This is a genomic window from Arcobacter siniprincipis (SeqCode) (assembly GCF_048571125.1).
GTDB lineage: Bacteria > Campylobacterota > Campylobacteria > Campylobacterales > Arcobacteraceae > Arcobacter > Arcobacter siniprincipis.
On the sequence record NZ_CP182343.1, the window covers coordinates 1,960,708 to 1,979,085 of the forward strand.

At 26.9% G+C, this 18,378-nt stretch carries 16 protein-coding genes; 9 read left to right on the top strand and 7 right to left on the bottom strand.

Translation table 11 applies throughout. The features are described from left to right. Nucleotides 1-98: 98 nt before the first annotated feature. Nucleotides 99-1,433 carry a sodium-dependent transporter gene (locus ACNI3D_RS09855; protein WP_419766859.1) on the top strand — a complete coding sequence of 445 codons (1,335 nt, stop codon included), beginning with the start codon at nucleotides 99-101 and terminating at the stop codon, nucleotides 1,431-1,433. 21 nt (nucleotides 1,434-1,454) lie between these two features. Here the strand turns inward: ACNI3D_RS09855 and ACNI3D_RS09860 are convergent, their stop codons facing one another. The 6 genes from ACNI3D_RS09860 to ACNI3D_RS09885 form a co-directional block, all read right to left on the bottom strand. Continuing rightward, the gene (locus tag ACNI3D_RS09860; protein ID WP_419766860.1) at nucleotides 1,455-2,690 is read right to left on the bottom strand and encodes a ComEC/Rec2 family competence protein; all 1,236 of its coding nucleotides are present in this window, start codon (nucleotides 2,688-2,690) and stop codon (nucleotides 1,455-1,457) included. A gap of 48 nt (nucleotides 2,691-2,738) precedes the next feature. Beyond that, complete coding sequence (ovoA, locus tag ACNI3D_RS09865) at nucleotides 2,739-4,832, bottom strand: 5-histidylcysteine sulfoxide synthase (RefSeq protein WP_419766861.1); 2,094 nt, start codon at nucleotides 4,830-4,832, stop codon at nucleotides 2,739-2,741. A gap of 88 nt (nucleotides 4,833-4,920) precedes the next feature. Further along, nucleotides 4,921-5,991, bottom strand: coding sequence for an ADP-ribosylglycohydrolase family protein (locus ACNI3D_RS09870; protein ID WP_419766862.1), 1,071 nt, complete (start codon nucleotides 5,989-5,991; stop codon nucleotides 4,921-4,923). 73 nt (nucleotides 5,992-6,064) lie between these two features. Then, nucleotides 6,065-6,544, bottom strand: a complete 480-nt coding sequence (locus ACNI3D_RS09875; RefSeq protein WP_419766863.1) for an RraA family protein — start codon at nucleotides 6,542-6,544, stop codon at nucleotides 6,065-6,067. Nucleotides 6,545-6,556: 12 nt separating this feature from the next. Continuing rightward, a complete protein-coding gene (ltaE, locus tag ACNI3D_RS09880; RefSeq protein ID WP_419766864.1) occupies nucleotides 6,557-7,579 on the bottom strand; it encodes a low-specificity L-threonine aldolase in 1,023 nt (340 codons plus the stop codon). Nucleotides 7,580-7,591: 12 nt separating this feature from the next. After that, a complete protein-coding gene (locus ACNI3D_RS09885; RefSeq protein ID WP_419766865.1) occupies nucleotides 7,592-8,284 on the bottom strand; it encodes an alpha/beta fold hydrolase in 693 nt (230 codons plus the stop codon). Nucleotides 8,285-8,383: 99 nt separating this feature from the next. Between ACNI3D_RS09885 and glmS the strand changes: the two genes are divergently transcribed. The 7 genes from glmS to ACNI3D_RS09920 all read left to right on the top strand — a co-directional run bounded on the left by glmS (nucleotide 8,384) and on the right by ACNI3D_RS09920 (nucleotide 16,120). After that, nucleotides 8,384-8,794 (top strand): methylaspartate mutase subunit S, encoded by a 411-nt coding sequence (gene glmS, locus ACNI3D_RS09890; RefSeq protein WP_129101936.1) that lies wholly within the window; start codon nucleotides 8,384-8,386, stop codon nucleotides 8,792-8,794. After that, nucleotides 8,791-10,155 carry a methylaspartate mutase gene (locus ACNI3D_RS09895; RefSeq protein ID WP_419766866.1) on the top strand — a complete coding sequence of 455 codons (1,365 nt, stop codon included), beginning with the start codon at nucleotides 8,791-8,793 and terminating at the stop codon, nucleotides 10,153-10,155. Before glmS ends, ACNI3D_RS09895 begins: the two co-directional genes overlap by 4 nt. Next, entirely contained in the window at nucleotides 10,152-11,342 is a 1,191-nt protein-coding gene (locus ACNI3D_RS09900) for a glutamate mutase L (RefSeq protein WP_419766867.1), read from the top strand. The genes ACNI3D_RS09895 and ACNI3D_RS09900 overlap by 4 nt, the downstream gene beginning before the upstream one ends. 10 nt (nucleotides 11,343-11,352) lie before the next feature. Further along, on the top strand, nucleotides 11,353-12,930 hold the full coding sequence (locus ACNI3D_RS09905; RefSeq protein ID WP_419766868.1) for an AMP-binding protein: 1,578 nt from the start codon (nucleotides 11,353-11,355) through the stop codon (nucleotides 12,928-12,930). Between the two features lie 133 nt (nucleotides 12,931-13,063). Then, on the top strand, nucleotides 13,064-13,339 hold the full coding sequence (locus ACNI3D_RS09910; RefSeq protein WP_129101932.1) for a c-type cytochrome: 276 nt from the start codon (nucleotides 13,064-13,066) through the stop codon (nucleotides 13,337-13,339). Nucleotides 13,340-13,486: 147 nt separating this feature from the next. Further along, complete coding sequence (locus ACNI3D_RS09915; RefSeq protein ID WP_419766869.1) at nucleotides 13,487-13,762, top strand: c-type cytochrome; 276 nt, start codon at nucleotides 13,487-13,489, stop codon at nucleotides 13,760-13,762. 78 nt (nucleotides 13,763-13,840) lie between these two features. Next, nucleotides 13,841-16,120 carry an EAL domain-containing protein gene (locus ACNI3D_RS09920; RefSeq protein ID WP_419766870.1) on the top strand — a complete coding sequence of 760 codons (2,280 nt, stop codon included), beginning with the start codon at nucleotides 13,841-13,843 and terminating at the stop codon, nucleotides 16,118-16,120. Here ACNI3D_RS09920 and ACNI3D_RS09925 read toward each other — a convergent pair. Beyond that, a complete protein-coding gene (locus ACNI3D_RS09925; RefSeq protein WP_129101028.1) occupies nucleotides 16,106-16,948 on the bottom strand; it encodes a GGDEF domain-containing protein in 843 nt (280 codons plus the stop codon). The two genes, ACNI3D_RS09920 and ACNI3D_RS09925, sit on opposite strands and share 15 nt — an antisense overlap. 121 nt (nucleotides 16,949-17,069) lie before the next feature. On the opposite strand from ACNI3D_RS09925, the gene ACNI3D_RS09930 reads away from it, so the two are divergent. After that, nucleotides 17,070-18,377: an SH3 domain-containing protein gene (locus tag ACNI3D_RS09930; protein WP_419766871.1), complete on the top strand. Its 1,308-nt coding sequence runs from the start codon at nucleotides 17,070-17,072 to the stop codon at nucleotides 18,375-18,377. The last annotated feature ends 1 nt before the right edge of the window (nucleotide 18,378 follow it).

The window sequence follows — 18,378 nt, forward strand, 5'->3', positions numbered from 1 at the left end:
TTTTATTTATAAAAAATAAAGCTTAAGAAACTAACTTATAAGAAAGTTATAGCTAGAATTAACCCTTATTAAATAGAAAAATCACTAAAGGAATATGTTTGAATAAATTTACAAGAATTGGGTTTATTTTAGCAGCAGCTGGTTCAGCTGTTGGATTAGGTAATATTTGGAAGTTTCCATATATCACAGGAGAATATGGAGGTGGAGCATTTGTTATTGTTTACCTCTTAGCAATACTTTTTATAGGATTAACAATATTTATTGCAGAAACGGTTATTGGGCAACATGGAGAAGCTAATGTTTCTACATCATTTGTGAAAATGTCAAAATCTAAAAATGAAAATTGGAAGTTTGCAGCATTTATGATATTTGCTGGACTTGTGATTCTTTCTTTTTATTCTGTAGTATTAGGTTGGATTTTAAACTATATTGTTACATCTTTTCAAACACTTCCTTCTACTTCTGAAGTTGCAGGAAAAACTTTTGATAACCTTATTTCAAATGAAATTTCTTCTGAAATCTTTTATCATACAGTTATAGCATTAGCAGTTATTTTTATTGTGTTAAAAGGCGTAAAAGATGGAATAGAAAAAATAAATCTTATTTTAATGCCACTATTAGGTTTAATATTAATTGGGCTTTTAATTTATGCCTTGACTTTAGATAGTTTTTCACAAGCTCTTAGTTTTATGTTTATTGCTGACTGGAGTAAAATAAATAGTGATGCCCTATTAGCTGCACTAGGACAAGCATTTTTTACTCTATCAGTAGGAATTGGTACTATTATTACATATTCAGCCTCTTTAGACAAAAATGCAAACTTTTTTAAATCATCTGTTTTAGTTGCTTTAGTTGATACAGTTATTGCAATAATTGCTGGGTTGATTATCTTTTCTTTTCTTTTTGATGCGGGAGCAAAAAGTGCAGCAGGACCAGGACTTGTATTTATTTCTCTTCCTGTTATTTTTTCTCAATGGGGAGTTTTGGGACATATTATTGCTATCTCGTTTTTCTCTGCCCTTGTTTTCGCCGGAATTACATCTGCTGTTTCTATGATAGAGCCGGCATTGATGTTTTTTATTGAAAGATATAAAATGACTAGATTAAAGGCAACAATAATTTGTGGATCTACTTTTTACATCCTTGGAATCATTGCCCTACTTTCTATGTCTTCTGTATATGGTACATCATTAACATTTTTTGGGAAAAATGCCTTTGATTGGATGGATTTCTTAACATCATCTATATCAATGCCAATTGCAGGAATAGTAACTTGTATCTTTTTGGGTTATTATGTAGACAAACAACTACTTCAAGACAAATTTACAAAATTTGTATCTTTAACAGTATTTAATATTTGGTATGCTTTGATTAAATATATTGTTCCAATTGCTATTGCAATTTTATTATTAAATAAATTAGGTCTTATCTAAGTTTTATAGGAGATTATTCTCCTATAAATATAAGTATAAATTAAAAGCTACAACTAAAATATTTAAAACTACAAAAGCCTCTTTTCTTATAACAGCAAATAAAGAAACTACAATATAAGTTATAAAAAACCAAAGAGGAGTAATCACTTCAAAAATATAAAACTTCATATTTATTGCAATGACTAAAAAGGAGTCTAACAAACTTCCATATCCAATTAAGTGTAAAAATAACTCTAAGGGATAGAAAATAGTAAAAAGTATTGTAATAAAGGGAGAAAGCAATTGGACCCAAGAAGTTACTCCAAAAAAGTAATGAACTATGGGATTAAAGCTTGCAAAAATCCAAATATTAAAAAATAGAAATAGAAATACTTTATTAAGGTTTTGAAAATATTTTATAAATAAAAATATATAAAATACTCCAATAACAGAAAACCACAAAGACAATGAAAACAAAAATTTTGGGAAAAGTACAAGTATAAATAATAATGTAAGTAAAAGTGTCTCAAAGGAGATTAACCTTATGTTTGACCTTAATAAAAATATCCCAAAAACCATCATAATAAAAGCTCTTAAAAGTGAAGGTACTAAATTTGTAAAAATCAAATATACAAATAATAAAGATAAAACAATACATAAAATATCAAACCTTCTATTTCTATATGGAAAATATCTATTATGAAAAAAGTTGTATGGATAATAAAATATAAAATAAAGAATAAACGATAATACACCTAAGTGAAATCCAGAAATTGCTATTAAATGAGAGATGGAATATACAGCAAAAATATCTCTTAAATCAGTGTTTGTAGGAAGGGCTAAAAATATAGCTTCATATATCTCACTAATATTCTTATTTACATGTTGGGATTGTATTTTTTCTTTTAAATCTTTTTTTATACTATTCTTTTGATATTTAAAAATATTGAAACTCTTTACATAAAAGCCTTTTAAATACTGTAGAAAAGATACTTTTCCACTAAGTATAGACATATCTACATAATCAAGTCTTTTTAAATCTAAGCCCTTAGGAGTAGATGTAAAAAAAGAGAACTTAGTACCTTCTAATTTATAGATATCAAAATCATCTTTTTCATACTTATTTATAACTTGCGCTTGTAGTTTATATATAGGATTATCAATAAAATCTTTATAATTGTTGTATTGAAAGAATAGTGTAACAAAAGAAATAAGTATCAAAAAGAGAGAAAAGTAAAATAACTCTTTTTTGTCATTTATCAAATTTAATTTTTGCATTAATTATTCTACTAAATAATGATTTAATTTATTTAGTAGAATATGGTTTTATTTAATTTTTTTCCAAATACTCATTTGAGAAATTGTATGTTGATGTTTTCTTGCCGTCTCTTTTATCACAAAAGGTACATCTATCGTATCAAGCAGTTCAAATCTATCACTTAAATTTTCTTTTAAAGTATCTAAAGTTTTTACTTCTTTATTATCTCTTACAAATCCACCTAACCAGTTTTGTTTTGGAGTATAATCTTCAAGCCAAGTATATGGACTCAAGATTACTAAAAGACCATCTTTATTTACCCTATTTGGAATATCATCTAAGAACTTTTGAGGATAATATAATCTATCTATCAAGTTTGAACAAAATATCAAGTCATAGGCTGTATACATATCTTTTAAATTACAAGCATCACCTTGCATAAAAGTAACTCTCTCTTTTGTCTCTTCAAGTCCAAAGTCATCTAAAGCAACAATTTTTTCTTCATATAATTCACCCTCTGTTGCAACTTTATAAGTCAAGCTATCATATTTTTTCAGTTTTATTCCAACACTTATAAAGTTAGCACTAAAATCTATTCCTAATACCTCATCAAATATCTTTCCTAGCTCAAATGAACTTCTTCCTACACTACAACCCAGATCAAGTGCTTTTTCTTTTTTTACACCTTCTAAATATGGTTTTAAGACATCAACAGAATTTTTAGGGAAGTTTTTAACTCCATAAATCTCTTCACCATAATGGAATTCACAATATTGAGAGATCTGCTCATCTGTTTCATATACATTATCATTTAGTTTAGTTCTATATTCATTATCACTTTTTACATATCTAAATCCGGCATGTTGGAAGAAGTGCTTTCTAAAAGCATATCTTGCACTTCTTAAAGTCTCATTTCCTAAACTTATAAATGAACCACCTTTTATAAGGGCATGTCTATCATCAAAAGTAGGAGTTGTAAAGTCATCATATACAGGATGAGTTTCAAATCCATCAAGGGGATACATAGGAGTTATACTCCATTGCCATACATTACCAACTACATCATAAAATTCACCCATAGGATATTTATCTACTGGTGTTTGATTAAAATACTTTAATCCTATATTTGCATCACACTCTTGGGCTTTTGCATAATCATTTAATCTATAAAACTCATCTTCACTTGGAAGTCTTACTTCAAAGCCAAGTTTTTCACTCTTATATTTACAAAATGCTTCTGCTTCATATACGTTTATATCAACTGGATAATTTAAAGGTAAAGGAACTACTCTATTTATCTCTCTTAAATAATACTTATCACCATCTTTTAACCAAAAAGTAGGGATTTTAGTTTGTGTAAAGTCTAACCACTTCAATCCATCTTTACTAAAGTAATGTAATTTATTATAACCACCCTCTTTTACAAACTCTAAAAACTCTCCATTTGATACAAGATACTTACTAGCTTCAAAATCTTTTATACTTGCTCTATGAAAAGAAAACTCATTATCCCAACCATAGTAGTTTGGCTTTTTATGATCTTTTTGAAGTATAACTTCTCCACCTTCTACTTTTACTAATTCATTTTGTGGATAAGTTTGGCTTCTTTCATTGTTATATTCAAATAACTCATCCTCTTTAAAATATTTTATGTCAAGTTCTCTTAATAATACAGATGATGTTTCTATATGAATATTTTCATGTTCTATTCCCATAAGTATAACCCACATAGGAGAATTCCAATTTATAGGTATAGAGAACTCAATACTATCAATAATATCCAATACTAAAGCTTTTACTTCATCTCTATATGCTTTTGTCTCTTCATATGTTGGCCATTGGTAATTTTCATCATTTAAATCATCCCAACTCATTTCATCAACACCAATTGCAAATAGAGACTCAAGTGTTTTATTTACTCTTTTAGTTGTTATATTTGATACATTTAATTTATTCATAAAAAATGTAGCTGTATGTCCAAAATAAAATATTAAAGGATGTCTTAACCTATTTGGTTGTTCAAGTATATGTTTTTTATCTTTTAATAAATCAAAAAGTTTTTCATCTAATTCATAAGTTCTTAAAAAATATTCTCTTATCTCTTCTCTTTTTTCTTCAACTGTTCCGTTATTTAAATCTATCGTTTTCCAATTATAATTCATAGCTACCCCAAATTTTTCTATCTTGTTATTCTATTTATATTTATTGTACATTTGTATACATATAAAGACATCTCATACTTTGTTAATATTACTCTTCAATAATATCTGAAAGTTTTTTAGCCAACTCTAAAATCTCTTCTTTTTCATTTAAACCATCAATAAATCTTTGTGGAATATTTTTCAAGCCAACTTGTGCACCAACTAAGGCACCAGTTAATATTGATCTAGCTTGATTTTGTCCTCCACCATTAAGTGCATGTAATATTGCACTTTCAAAATCATCATTAAATCTTGCCGACAAATAGTAACATGCTGGTAACATATGATAAATAGCACATGGCATTCCATATACTAAAGATACTTTCCAAGCTGGCTCTATTTTTATATCTTTGTCATTTGCTGCTTGTGCCATAAAAGATGGAGACAATAAAGCATCAGGAGAAGCAAATAAGCCTATATTTGATGGATCTTTAGCACCATCTTTTGGTGGTTTTAAATTATCTGAAGTAACTGCATGAAAAGGCAATTCACCTTTTTTGACTAGTTTCATTAATTTTGTAGATATATCTTTATCTAACTTTTCACCTTGAATTAACTGAGCCAACACTGCTCCATAAGCAACAGTCATTGAACCTACTATATCATCAACTTGTGTTAAAAAGGTATTATGGGAAATACTTTTTGCTAACTCTTTTGTATTTAGTGCATATAGTACAGCAAGAGCTAAAGTTCTCTCTATAGCTTCAGTTGTATCTGCTCTACTTCCTACTTTATCCCATGGTAGTTTTTGCTCTACTCTTTGTCTATATACTTCCCTAATAGATTGAGAAGTATAACCTCCAGGTCCATGTGTTGGAATACCATCTATTTTTGTAAATAAATCTTCATCTAGTTTTTTGCAAAAATCTTCTTGATTGTAAGCTTTATTTTCTATAAGGGATTTAATCATAAGTTTTAGGATATATCCTGATTGGGATTGATTACCTTTTTCTTCATGTTCATGGTATCTTCCCTTTTTAGGAGTTGTATATGTTGTAATCCACTCACCATAATCTTTATGTTGTTCATCTAAATCATAATACCAATGTGGTCCTAATGCAATTGCATCACCAATAAATGCTCCTACTATAGCACCTTGTGCTCTATCTTTTAAATTCATATCGATATCCTTTATTTACTACTAATTAGTAATTTATTTTAGAATTATACTACTAACTAGTATTAAAGTCAAGTTATATTAATAACTCTTTTGAAAGTATAACTCCATCCATATCAGCATAAACAATATCACCTTGAGAAAAATTAATACCACAAAAAGAGACATCAACCCCTACTTCACCTCTTGTTTCAATAGCATATTTTCTACTACAAGTTCCCCTTGCAAATAATATTAAGTCCATATCTTTTGTAAAAAAAGTATCTCTAACATAACCATTTACAATTAAGCCCTCATAGTTATTATCAACTGCAAATTTTGCAAGGTTATCTCCTACTACTGCAAAATACTCATCTTCCACATCTACTACAACTATTTTACCAGTACCATCTACATCTTTTAACAAATTTTTAAGATCTGTATTATTTCTATCAAGCTTTATAGTTACTACTTCTCCATAGGCCTTTTGTTTTCCGCCATAATTTTTAAACTCATTATCTAATACATATACTTTATCTGGGTGTGCATCACTTATATCTGCTGTAAAAAAATCCATTTATTTTCCTTTTTATAATTTATTTTTAAAAAACTCTTTGAAAGCTTCTATTACATAATCAATATCTTCACTTGTAACATCTCTATGAGTTACAACTCTTAACTCATCATAAGTTCCTGATATATTTATACCTTTATTTTTTAAATAATTTATTAATAAACCTACATTAGTATCTTTTAATTCAATAAATATCATATTCGTATCATTTGATAAAATTTTTATTTGATTAATCTTTTCTAATTCTAAAGCTAGTTTTTTTGCATTTTCATGATCGATTTGTAAATCTTTTATATTATTATCTAAGGCATAAGAACATGCAGCTGCTAAATAACCAGATTGTCTAAGTCCACCTCCTAGCATCTTTCTATATCTTCTAGCTTTATTTATAAACTCTTTACTTCCAACTAATACAGAACCGACAGGAGCACCTAAACCTTTTGAGATACATATTGACATAGAATCAAAACAAGCACTTATATCTTTAATATCTATACCTAAATCAATAACTGCATTAAAAACCCTTGCTCCATCAAGATGTAATAAAAGATTTTTATCATGTGTAAATTTTCTTGCTTCTTGCAAATATGAAAGTGGCAAAACTTTTCCATCATGGGTATTTTCCAAACATAAAAGTTTAGTCATAGCAAAGTGAAAATCATCAGGTTTTATTTTTTTATTTACCTTATTTAAATCCAAAGTTCCATCTATTTCAAACTCTATTGGTTGAGCAACTATTCCACCAAGAACAGATGAACCTCCTCCTTCATACTTAAAGATATGAGAATCTTGTCCACAGATATATTCCTCACCCCTTTGACAATGGGAAAGCATCGCTAATAAATTTGCTTGTGTACCACTTGTAGCAAATAAGGCTGATTCTTTATTTGTAAGTCTTGCTACTTTTTCTTCAAGTGCATTTACACTTGGATCTTCACCATATACATCATCTCCAACTTGTGCATTAAACATATAATCTTTCATCTGCTTTGAGGGCATTGTAAAGGTATCACTTCTAAGTTCTATTATTTTATTCATTTTGCACCTTTTTTAAAACCACTGTATAATTTTCTCTTTTACCTCTTTTGTTCTTTCAAGTGGTAACATATGTGTTTGAGCTTCTATTTGTGTAACTTCAATATTTTTTGCTTTTAAAGAAAAGTTTTCCATAAATTTTGAACTAACAAGTCTATCTTCATTGGCATATAAAAAAGCTAAATTCAAATCACTATTTATAAGTTTTTCACTTAAATCTTCTCTTATTATTGTGGCATTAAATTGAGAATAAAAAGCTTCTTCTCCCACATCTATATACATTTGAAGTATTAAATTTATTAATTCTTCATCCCCTTGATTTTTTGGTTCCACTAAACTTAAAACCTTTTTTCTACTAAGACCTTTAAAGCCAAACTTTTTAGTTAGTTTAATAGTTTCTCTTCTTCTTTGACACTCTACTTCATCCAAATTTGCAGGAGTACAGGCAACAGCTAAAATTTTATTTACCCTATCTGGATATTTTAATCCAAAATAACATGATATATAACCCCCAAGGGAAAATCCCAAAAGATTTATTTTTTCATCTTTTATTTTATCATTTAACACTTCTACTATTTCATCAAAACTATTTCTTAATGGAATCTCAAGATGAATAAACTCATAAGTATCATCAAAAAGAGGGATTAACCTACTCCATAATTTTTCATCATTCATAAAGCCTGGTATTAAATATATTTTTATTTTCATTAAATCACTTCATTTTTTTGTTCTATTTTATCTAATAAAAGTTTTACATACTTTTAGATATTCTAATCTCCTTTATAAAATGAATAAATAGGCAATTAAATGAAAGTAGTAACAGGTGTTGTAGGAAACGATATACACGTTGTAGCAAATAGATTAATTGATCTCTCATTACAAGCAAGGGGATTTGAAGTATTTAACCTTGGAGTTAATACTTACTTAGAAGAATTCTTTGATGCTGTAATAGAAACCAATGCAGATGTACTTTTAATCTCTTCTTTAAACGGTGAAGCAGAAGGTTGGTGTAGAGAAGTAAAGATACTAAAATCAAAATATAAAAACTTAGATAATGTGGTTTTTATGATTGGTGGAAACTTAGTGGTTGGAACAGGTGATGCTTCAATTATCGTGCCAAAATTCAAAAACTACGGGTTTGATTTGGTATTTCATCAAGTAGATTTAAATACAGGGTTAGATGAATTAGAAAAATATTTAAAGACGAGAGAATCATGAGTTTATTGCAAGAGGAACGAGAGATAATTTTAAGTAATGAATATGTAGAGCATTTTGACTTTGCTGAGGTTGAAGAGTTTGTAAAAAATGCTTCAAAAGATCTATTTATTTCACATAACTTTAGAACAAAAAACAAGATGTTAGTTCAACCACGAGGTGGATTTCCTACATACAATAAAATGTATGCACTTTATGAATTTTTTGTAAATGCAAATGTTGATGTATTACCTTGTACTATTGATTCAAATACAAGACTAAATGACTATGCAACATCTAAGAAAATGCTAAGACTTTCAGAAGAGAGTGAAGTTGATATGTTAAATGGTTATCCTTTAGTTAATCATGGATATAGAACTACTAGAAAGATGATTACTCACTTTAACAAGCCTGTATCACTTAGACATGGAACACCAGATGCTAGACTTTTAATAGAAACAGCTATTGCTTCTGGTATTTTTGAAATAGAGGGTGGTCCTATTACTTACCTTTTACCCTACTCTAAAAACTTTCCATTAGATAAAGCATTTTTATATTGGAAGTATGTTGAAAGAGTTTGTGCAAAATATTCAACACTAAATGAACCAATAAACAGAGAATCATTTGGACCACTTACAGCAACACTTGTTCCTCCTTGTATTACTATTGTTATTCAATTAATTGAGATGCTTTTATCACTTGAAGAAGGAGTTAAATCATTTTCTGTATCTTTTTCACAAAGTGGAAGTGTAAACCAAGATATTGTAACTGGAGCTGTTATAAGAAAACTTGCAAAACATTATGCCAATGAAATTGGCTGTGGAGATGCGGAGGTTCATTTAGTATATCACCAATGGATGGGTGCTTTTCCTATGGATCAAAACTTTGCATCACAACTTATTTCTATGTCAACAGCCATTGCAGCTATGGTTGGTGCTGATAAGATTATTACAAAAACAAAAGAAGAAGCTTCTGGAATTCCTACAAAAGAGGCAAATGCTGAAACAGTTGCAAATACCCAATACCTTCTTAGAATTTTAAATGGTCTTCCAAATGTAGTAGACCAAGAAGAAGAAGAGAATTTAACCTTAGAAGTTAAAGCTATCATGGAAGCCATATTCAATGATAGTGCTGATACTTTGTGGAGAAAAGCATTTAATAGTATCAAAAATGGAATAATAGATGTGCCTTTCTCTCCTCATATTATAAATCATAATGAGATGATTACAATAAGAGATGCAAATAAAAATATAAGAATAATGCAAAGAGGAAATGTTCCAATTCCTGATAAGTGTTTTGAATATGAAAAATCAAAATGTGATCTTAAAAAAGATACTACATCTATAGTAAATGATATTATCCATGATATAGGAATTATGCAATGAGCCAATTAACTAACAAACTACTAATAGATGTAGGAAGTACTTATTTTAAAGTTAGTTCATCAAAAGGTGTTGAACAACATTTTAGAGACTTCAATAAAGATATATACGATGACTTAACATATAAGTGTGGAGATACAATTAAAACATACGAAAAAGAGAATGTTTATATTTGTTCCTCTGCAAATGGAGGGCTTAGTACACTTATTATTGGTGTTACAAATTCTTTTTCACTTAAATATGCTACAAATATAGCATTTAACTCTGGCATTAATATCATTGATACTATTTTATACCAAGATATTGAAAGCTCTTCTATTCCTAGTGATTTGATTGATGTTGTTATTGTTGTAGGGGGAATTGATTCTGTTTGTGACATTTTTGGAAAAGAATTATTTGATTATTTAGAAAAAATAAAATACTCAAACATTGTTTATGTAGGAAGTTCAAAAGATAGAGACATGCTTCAAAAAAACATACAAGACTTAGTTGTATTAGCAAATATTATTGATGATAAGCTTCATATTGTAGAAGAAAACTTAAAAGAGTATTTAACTAATCTTTATCAAGCTGATATTATGGGAAAAGAAGACATCAAACACCTTTATGAAATAACATCAAATCAAATATATTCTACTCCATATATAGTAAATAAAACTTTGCCATTTATTAATACTAAGTTTTCAGTTGTAAATCCATATATTTTAATAGATATAGGAGGAGCAACTACTGATATTCATTATTCAAAAGATTTAGTGGATGAAAATATTGTTACAACAAATGAGTATGATAGACTTGTATTTAAAAAACTAGGTGTTTTTAAATCAAAAGAGTCTTTAATCTTTAGTGCAAAAAACAATGAATTTGTGTATGAGTTATTATCTCACTTAAAAGTTACAGAAAATATCTTTGAAGAACAAAGTGAGAAAGCCTTAAAAATATTAATGCAACTTGCGATATTCTTAGTTTTATGTAAAGTATCACACTATAGAAAAGCTTATGTAAACTTAAAGCTATTATCACTTAATACAGTAGTTTTAACAGGTGGTATTACAAAGGTTTTATCACAAGAAGAAATTGAAGATATCATCTCATTTTTTTATAAAAAAATTCTAAATTCAAACCATAACCCAAGTGTTGTAATGGATTCAAATTACGATATCTGGACTATTGGTTTAACTCAAAATTAAAGGATAAAAGATGTCTATAAATTGTATTAGAAGATTAATTGAAGATGCTGCAATCTCACATCCAAATAAAAATGCTTTAATCCTAAGTGAAAAAAGTTTAACATATAAAGATTTATTAACAAAAGTAAATCAAGTGGCTTTTTATCTAAATGAGTTAGATTTACCAAAAGGTAGTAGAGTTGGTATTTACTCAAATAAATGTATGGAACAAGTTATTGCTATACTTGCTATTTTATCAACTGATTATGTCCTCGTACCTCTAACAAAACTACTTAAACCAGATCAAGTTAAATATATAATAAAAGATTGTGACATAAAATGTATCATAACAGATAAGATAAAAGAAAATTCTATTGAAGATATTGATTTTGATGGTCATATTATTTCATATATTACAGTACACAAAAATGTACCATCATTTGAAGAGATTTTCAAATACTACAACAAACCATATATTTGTGAAATAAATGGACATAGCAATGCTGTAATTACCTACTCTTTTGGAATAACTGGAACTCCAAAAGGAATTGTTATATCTCATAGAAATCTAATAGATAGTGCAAGGGTTGTCTCGCAATACTTAAGTTTAAAAGAAGATGACATAATATCTGGAATTTTACTATTTAATTTGGATTATGGATTAAATCAAATTTTTTGTTCTTTATATAAAAGAGCTACTTTAGCTTTACATAGATTTATTCTTGCAGGTGATTTTTTCAATCACCTAATAAATGACAATGTAACAGTTATTCCTCTTATGCCAATTAGTATTACTCAGATGTTTGATGAAGACTTACATAGACTTCCTAGTGTTGAGTTATTAAGTAATATTAGAATTATCACTTCTTCAGGTGGGAATTTAACACCTAAAATGTTAAATGATGTGCAAAAATATTTTGCAAATGCAAAAATATTTTCAATGCATGGTTTAACAGAAGCCTTTAGATCAACATATTTAGACCCATCTCAAATAAACATAAGACCAACCTCAATAGGAAAATCAATTCCAGATGTTGAGTTATATGTTATAGACGAAAATGGTAATGAGTGTGCTCCAAGAGTTGTGGGTGAATTAATTCACAGAGGTGGATATATTTACAAAGGTTTTTGGAATGCTCCTGAAGAGACAAGTCAAAGATTTAAATCAGTTAGTATCCTTAAAAATGTAATCAATCTTGAAGGGCAATTAAGAGATGAAGTTGTTGTAAAAACAGGTGATTATGTTTATAAAGATGAAGAAGGTTATTTATACTTTGTATCAAGACATGATGATATGATTAAAACAAGAGGTTTTAGAGTAAGTCCATATGAAATAGAATCAGTTACTATAAATAATATTCCACAAATAGAGCAATGTGCAGTTTTTTCAATAGAAAATGAAGAGATAGAAGAAGAGATAGTTTTAGTATATAGTGCTAGAAGTGAACTATCTTCTAAAGAAATAACTTTTGAGCTGAAGAAGCATCTAGCTTCGTATATGATTCCCCTTAGAATAATTTACAAGAAATCATTACCTTTAATTCCTAGTGATAAAAATAAAATTAACAAAAACCAACTTAAAACAGAATTGCTTGATTTTTTAAAATAGATTTTATGTAATACTTAAATTTAGGTATTACATAAATAATTTTTGAAAATTTTAAAATTTTTGACTAAAATCAACTAAATTTACACTTTTTTTTCCTATAATACTTAAAATAAAAAAATCAAAGGAAAAAATAATGAAAAAAGTTCTACTTTTAACTTCAATCTTAGCATGTGTTGCATTTGCTAATCCATATGCAAAATGTGTTGCTTGTCATGGAGCAAATGGTGAAAAAGCTGCTTTAGGAAAATCAAAAATAATGAAAGACATGACTAAAGCTGAAATTGTTTCTGCTTTAAAAGGATATAAAGATGGAACTTATGGTGGACCAATGAAAGGTTTAATGAAAGGTCAAGTTGCTTCTTTAAGTGATGCTGATATTCAAGCAATCGCTGACAAAATCGGAAAATAATAAAAGTAAGAAGACTCTCTTCTTACTTTAAGTAATGTAACTCTTCTCCTCAATTTAATTTCTTTTAACGAATTATTAACAAACTAATCAACTTAAAAGTTTAAGTACTATAATATTTTAATATTACATTAATAATAAGGAAAAACAATGAAAAAAATTATACTACTATCTACAATTTTAGCATGTACAGCTTTTGCTAATCCATATGCAAAATGTGTTGCATGTCATGGAGCGAATGGGGAAAAAGCTGCAATGGGAAAATCTAAAGTTATAAAAGATATGACAAAAACTGAATTTGTTGCAGCATTAAAAGGTTATAAGGATGGTTCTTATGGTGGACCACTAAAAAGTCTAATGACTGGACAAGTTACATCTTTAAGTGAAGCTGATATGGAAGCACTTGCAAATCAAATAGTTAAATAATTTTAATTATGATAAAATTGGTACTTTTAAAGTTCTTTTTTGTAGTATAACAATAAGAAAGAGTTAAGGGTATCAATTTTGAAATCAAGTTATAAAGCTAATTTTTTATTTTTTTATTTCTTATCTGTACTTATTTTGGTAAGTGCAATTTATATTTATGATTCTATAACAAATAAATCAAATATTGATAGCATCTCAAACAAAAATTTTGATATCGTTTTTTTAGAAAAGAAAAGATACTTAACTAATATAATAAACTCAAACAAAGTTACTTTAAATACTCTATCAAACAATCAAACCTTTCAAGACTATATAAATAATAAAGAAAGTGTAAAAAATAGTGACAATTTATTTTCAGCACTTATAAATACAGATTCCTCTATTTTTCAATTAAGTTATATAGATTTAAAAGGTAATGAAAGAATTAAAATCAAAAAAGATTTATCTTCTAAAAATAAATCTATAAGTGCAACACCTAAAAATCAATTAAAAAATAAAGCCAATAGTGATTATTTTAAAACCTTTATTAATTTAAATAATGGAAAACTTGGTATTTCAAATATTAATAAATCATCTAAATCCAAAATGACAACAATAATAGTAGCAAAAACTGTTTATGATAAAAATGATAATAAAAAAGGCTTTATCATGATGAATATTGTTATAGATGAAGTTTTTAACTACTTAATGAAAAATGAGTTCTTCAATATTTATTTAGTTTCAAGTAAAGGAGACATAATACTACCAAAGAGTGAAAAAAATAAAGAAATTTATTCTATAAATTTCAAAGAGTACTTATTGAATTCACACTTTAAAAAAGCAGATATAAATTCAATTTTAAATAACAAAGCATTTTCAAATGGAAAGTATTTTTCAAGAAAAATAAAAAGTTTTAATGAAGGCGACAATATAACACTTCTTTTTGAATCTAAATATACTACTCTAAAAGAAGAATTAAATAAACAAAAGTTAGAACTTATATTTGTATTAATTGCTATATCTATTTTAGCACTTCCTATTGTATTATATTTTGCAAGCATACCAGAAAAACTAGAAAAAGAGATAATTAAACAATTCATAACAGATGATTTAACAAAACTACCTAATTTAGAACATCTATTAAATGATTTAAAAGAGAAAGAATTTAAAAACTGTTTAATAATTCTATTAAACATAACAAATGATAAAAATATACAAAATATTTATGGATTTAATGTTACCAAAGAATTATTAAGAAGTTGTGCCAATTTTTTCCTTGAGTATAAAGAAAAAGACAAAAGATTTTTAAAAATATACAAAGTAAAACATAATGTTTTTGCTTTTAAATATTTATATAAAAATAGAGAAACTTTAAATGAATCATTAAATCAAATTCAGAACTTATTAGAAAATAAAGAATTTTTAATTCTAAATAAATATGAGATAACAATAGATACTACTATTGGTGTAAGTGGGATAGATATACTTAATAATAATATAAATGAACTAAAAGAAGCTGAAATAGCATTAGATGAAGCATTGCAGTTAAATCATGACATTTCTATTTATAATAATTCTCATGTAGAAAACCTTGAAAAATACAAAGCAAATATTGAAAAAATTAAAATTATAAAAGATGCAATTTTAAACAATAATGTAATTATAGCTTTTCAACCCATTTTTAATAATTTTCAAGGAAAAGTTGAAAAATACGAAGCACTTGTAAGGTTAAAATATAAAGATAAAATATTTTACCCTGATGAATTTCTACAAATCTCAAAAAAAATAAAAAAATATAAAACTTTGACTAAAATTATTATAGAAAAAACATTTAAATTTTTTGAAAATAAAGATTTTGAATTTTCTATTAATTTAAGCATGGAAGATATACTTGATGATGAGATAAGAGAATATCTTTTTAAAGAAATTATTAAGTATAACTTTCAAAATAGACTTGTCATTGAGCTTGTTGAAACAGAAGCGATAAATAATTATGAAGCATTTACTAATTTTATAAAAGAAATTAAAAAATTAAATTGTAAAATTGCAATAGATGATTTTGGAAGTGGATACTCAAACTACGATTATATAATTAAGCTTTCTGATTACATAGATTACTTAAAAATCGATGGAACATTAATTACTGATATTGATACAAATCAAAAAACACAACTTCTTGTAGGCACTTTAAAATTCTTATGTGATAGTCTAAAAATAAAAACCATTGCAGAATATGTTGAGAACAAAGAAATTTTTGAGTTCATTAAAGCAATGGGTATTTCTTATTCTCAAGGATACTATATTGGTAAGCCAGAATTTGAACTAAGAGAAAATGAATGGATTAAAAATGAAAAGAAAAAAGATTTAAACTACTTCTAACCTATCTCTTCCATTTATTTTTGCTTCATAAACTTTTTCATCAGCCATTTTTATAAATTCATCTATAGAATTTGCTTTACTATAAAAAGATACTCCAATAGAAACAGTTATAGAAATCTCTTTTAAAGGATGAAATATCATTTGAGACTTTATGTCTTCTCTTAAAACATTAAGTTTTTTTATTAATTCATCTTTTTTTTCAAAACACAAAATTATAAACTCTTCGCCTCCATATCTATAAGCTTCACCATTTAAGCCATATGCATGGGATTGAATCTTATTTGCTAAATATTTTAGAACCCTATCCCCAGTATCATGTCCAAAGCTATCATTTATGCCTTTGAACCTATCCGCATCAATAAATACAGCACAAAGCAAGGAAGAGTGTTTTTGTTTAGTAAAAAGTTCTAAATCTGCTTCCATCTTTCTTCTATTATACAAAGAAGTTAAAGCATCTTTATTCATCATATCTTTTAGTAGTTCTTTCTCTCTTAAGAGTTCTTCTATTAAGTTATCTTTAAAATTCTCATTTGTAGTTATATTCTTTTGTTCTACAATTTTTCCTAACTTAAATTCAAATTTATTTAACTTTGAATTATAATCTATTTCTTTACACTCAATTTTAATAGATGGTTTCTCTTCTCCTAACCCATTTGTCAAAATCAAATTATCTACTTTTTTAATATCATATCTAATTTTATCATCTACAATTTTTATATCTAAAAGTTCACTTCTCCAATATTTACTAATATCTTTTGATAAAACTCTTAGTTTCATATTCAAAATATCTTCAAATATATCTTTTCCAACAGAAATAGTAATAGTCACTTACTTTTAGCCTTTAAAATTCTTTTTGATATGATATAGTATTACAATTTACAAAGACATAAACATCAATTTAAAATTCATTATGATAAAATCAAAAAATTCAATAAATACTAGGATTATTATGAAAAATATTTACTTAATTTTATCTATATTTACTATTTCTTTTCTTTTTATAGGCTGTTCTTCAAAACAATTAGATACAGAAGTAAATGACTTAAGAATATATAAACAAGAACCATTAGAATACACTTCTAATATTCCAACATTGGATAAGAATATCCAAGAACAATTAAATAAAGAGTTTAATGAGAGGTATTTTTCCCCTTGGCATAAAGAAAAATTTGAAGCAAGTTTGAAAGATGTAACTTGGCAATTTAGCTATAAAAATAAAAAAGTTTATGGAGATAATAATAGATTAATCAAAAAAGAGTGGTTTGATGAACAAATAGATAATTCAAATTTCGAACAATATAACACCTTTTTAAAAAAGGCAATTACTGTAAAAAATTCAAATTTAAGACTTTTCCCAAGTGATAGCAAAATCTTTTATAATCCATCAATTGCAGGGGAAGGTTTTCCTTTTGATTATAATCAAAATTCTGGTATAAAAATTAACTCACCAATTTTAATTTCTCATTTATCTAAAGATAGAGCTTGGGCATATGTTTTATCTTCTTTTGCAAAAGGTTGGATAAAAGTAAGTGATTTAGCATATATGAATGATGACCTAATGAATTTTTTTGAAAATGGAAACTACTACGTTGCTATTAAAGATAATTTTCCAATATATAAAAGAGGCATCTTTGTAGAATATATAAAACTAGGAACACTATTTCCTGTAAAAAATAATAAAGCAATTACAATTGGAAGATATGGGAATAATGAAGGATATAGTAGAGTAATAGAGATTCCAAATGTCTATATTGCAAAAAAACCAATTGACTTTAATAGTAAAAATATTACAAAGATCATGAACCAATTAATTGCAGAACCTTACGGTTGGGGTGAAATTCTAAATCATAGGGATTGTTCTGCTTTGACAAAAGATTACTTTGCACCCTTTGGAATAAACTTAAAAAGAAACTCTTATGGTCAAACTTTAGATTACAAATATTATGATGTAAAAAATCTCTCAAATGAAAAGAAAAAAGAGTTTATTATAAAAAATGGAATTCCTTTTTTAACTTTAGCATATCTAAAAGGTCATATTATGCTTTATATTGGTGAAAAAGATGGAGAGCCTCTATTTTTTCATAATGTTTGGGGTGTAAAAACAAAAAGTTTCTTTGGAAAAGATGGTAGAAAAATTGTAGGGAAAGCTGTAATTACTTCACTAAATATGGGTGAAGAGTTAAACAATTTTGATGAAAAAAGAAGTTTAGCTTCAAGAATACTTGGAATTGTAAATGTTACTCAAAAAAAAGAGTAAC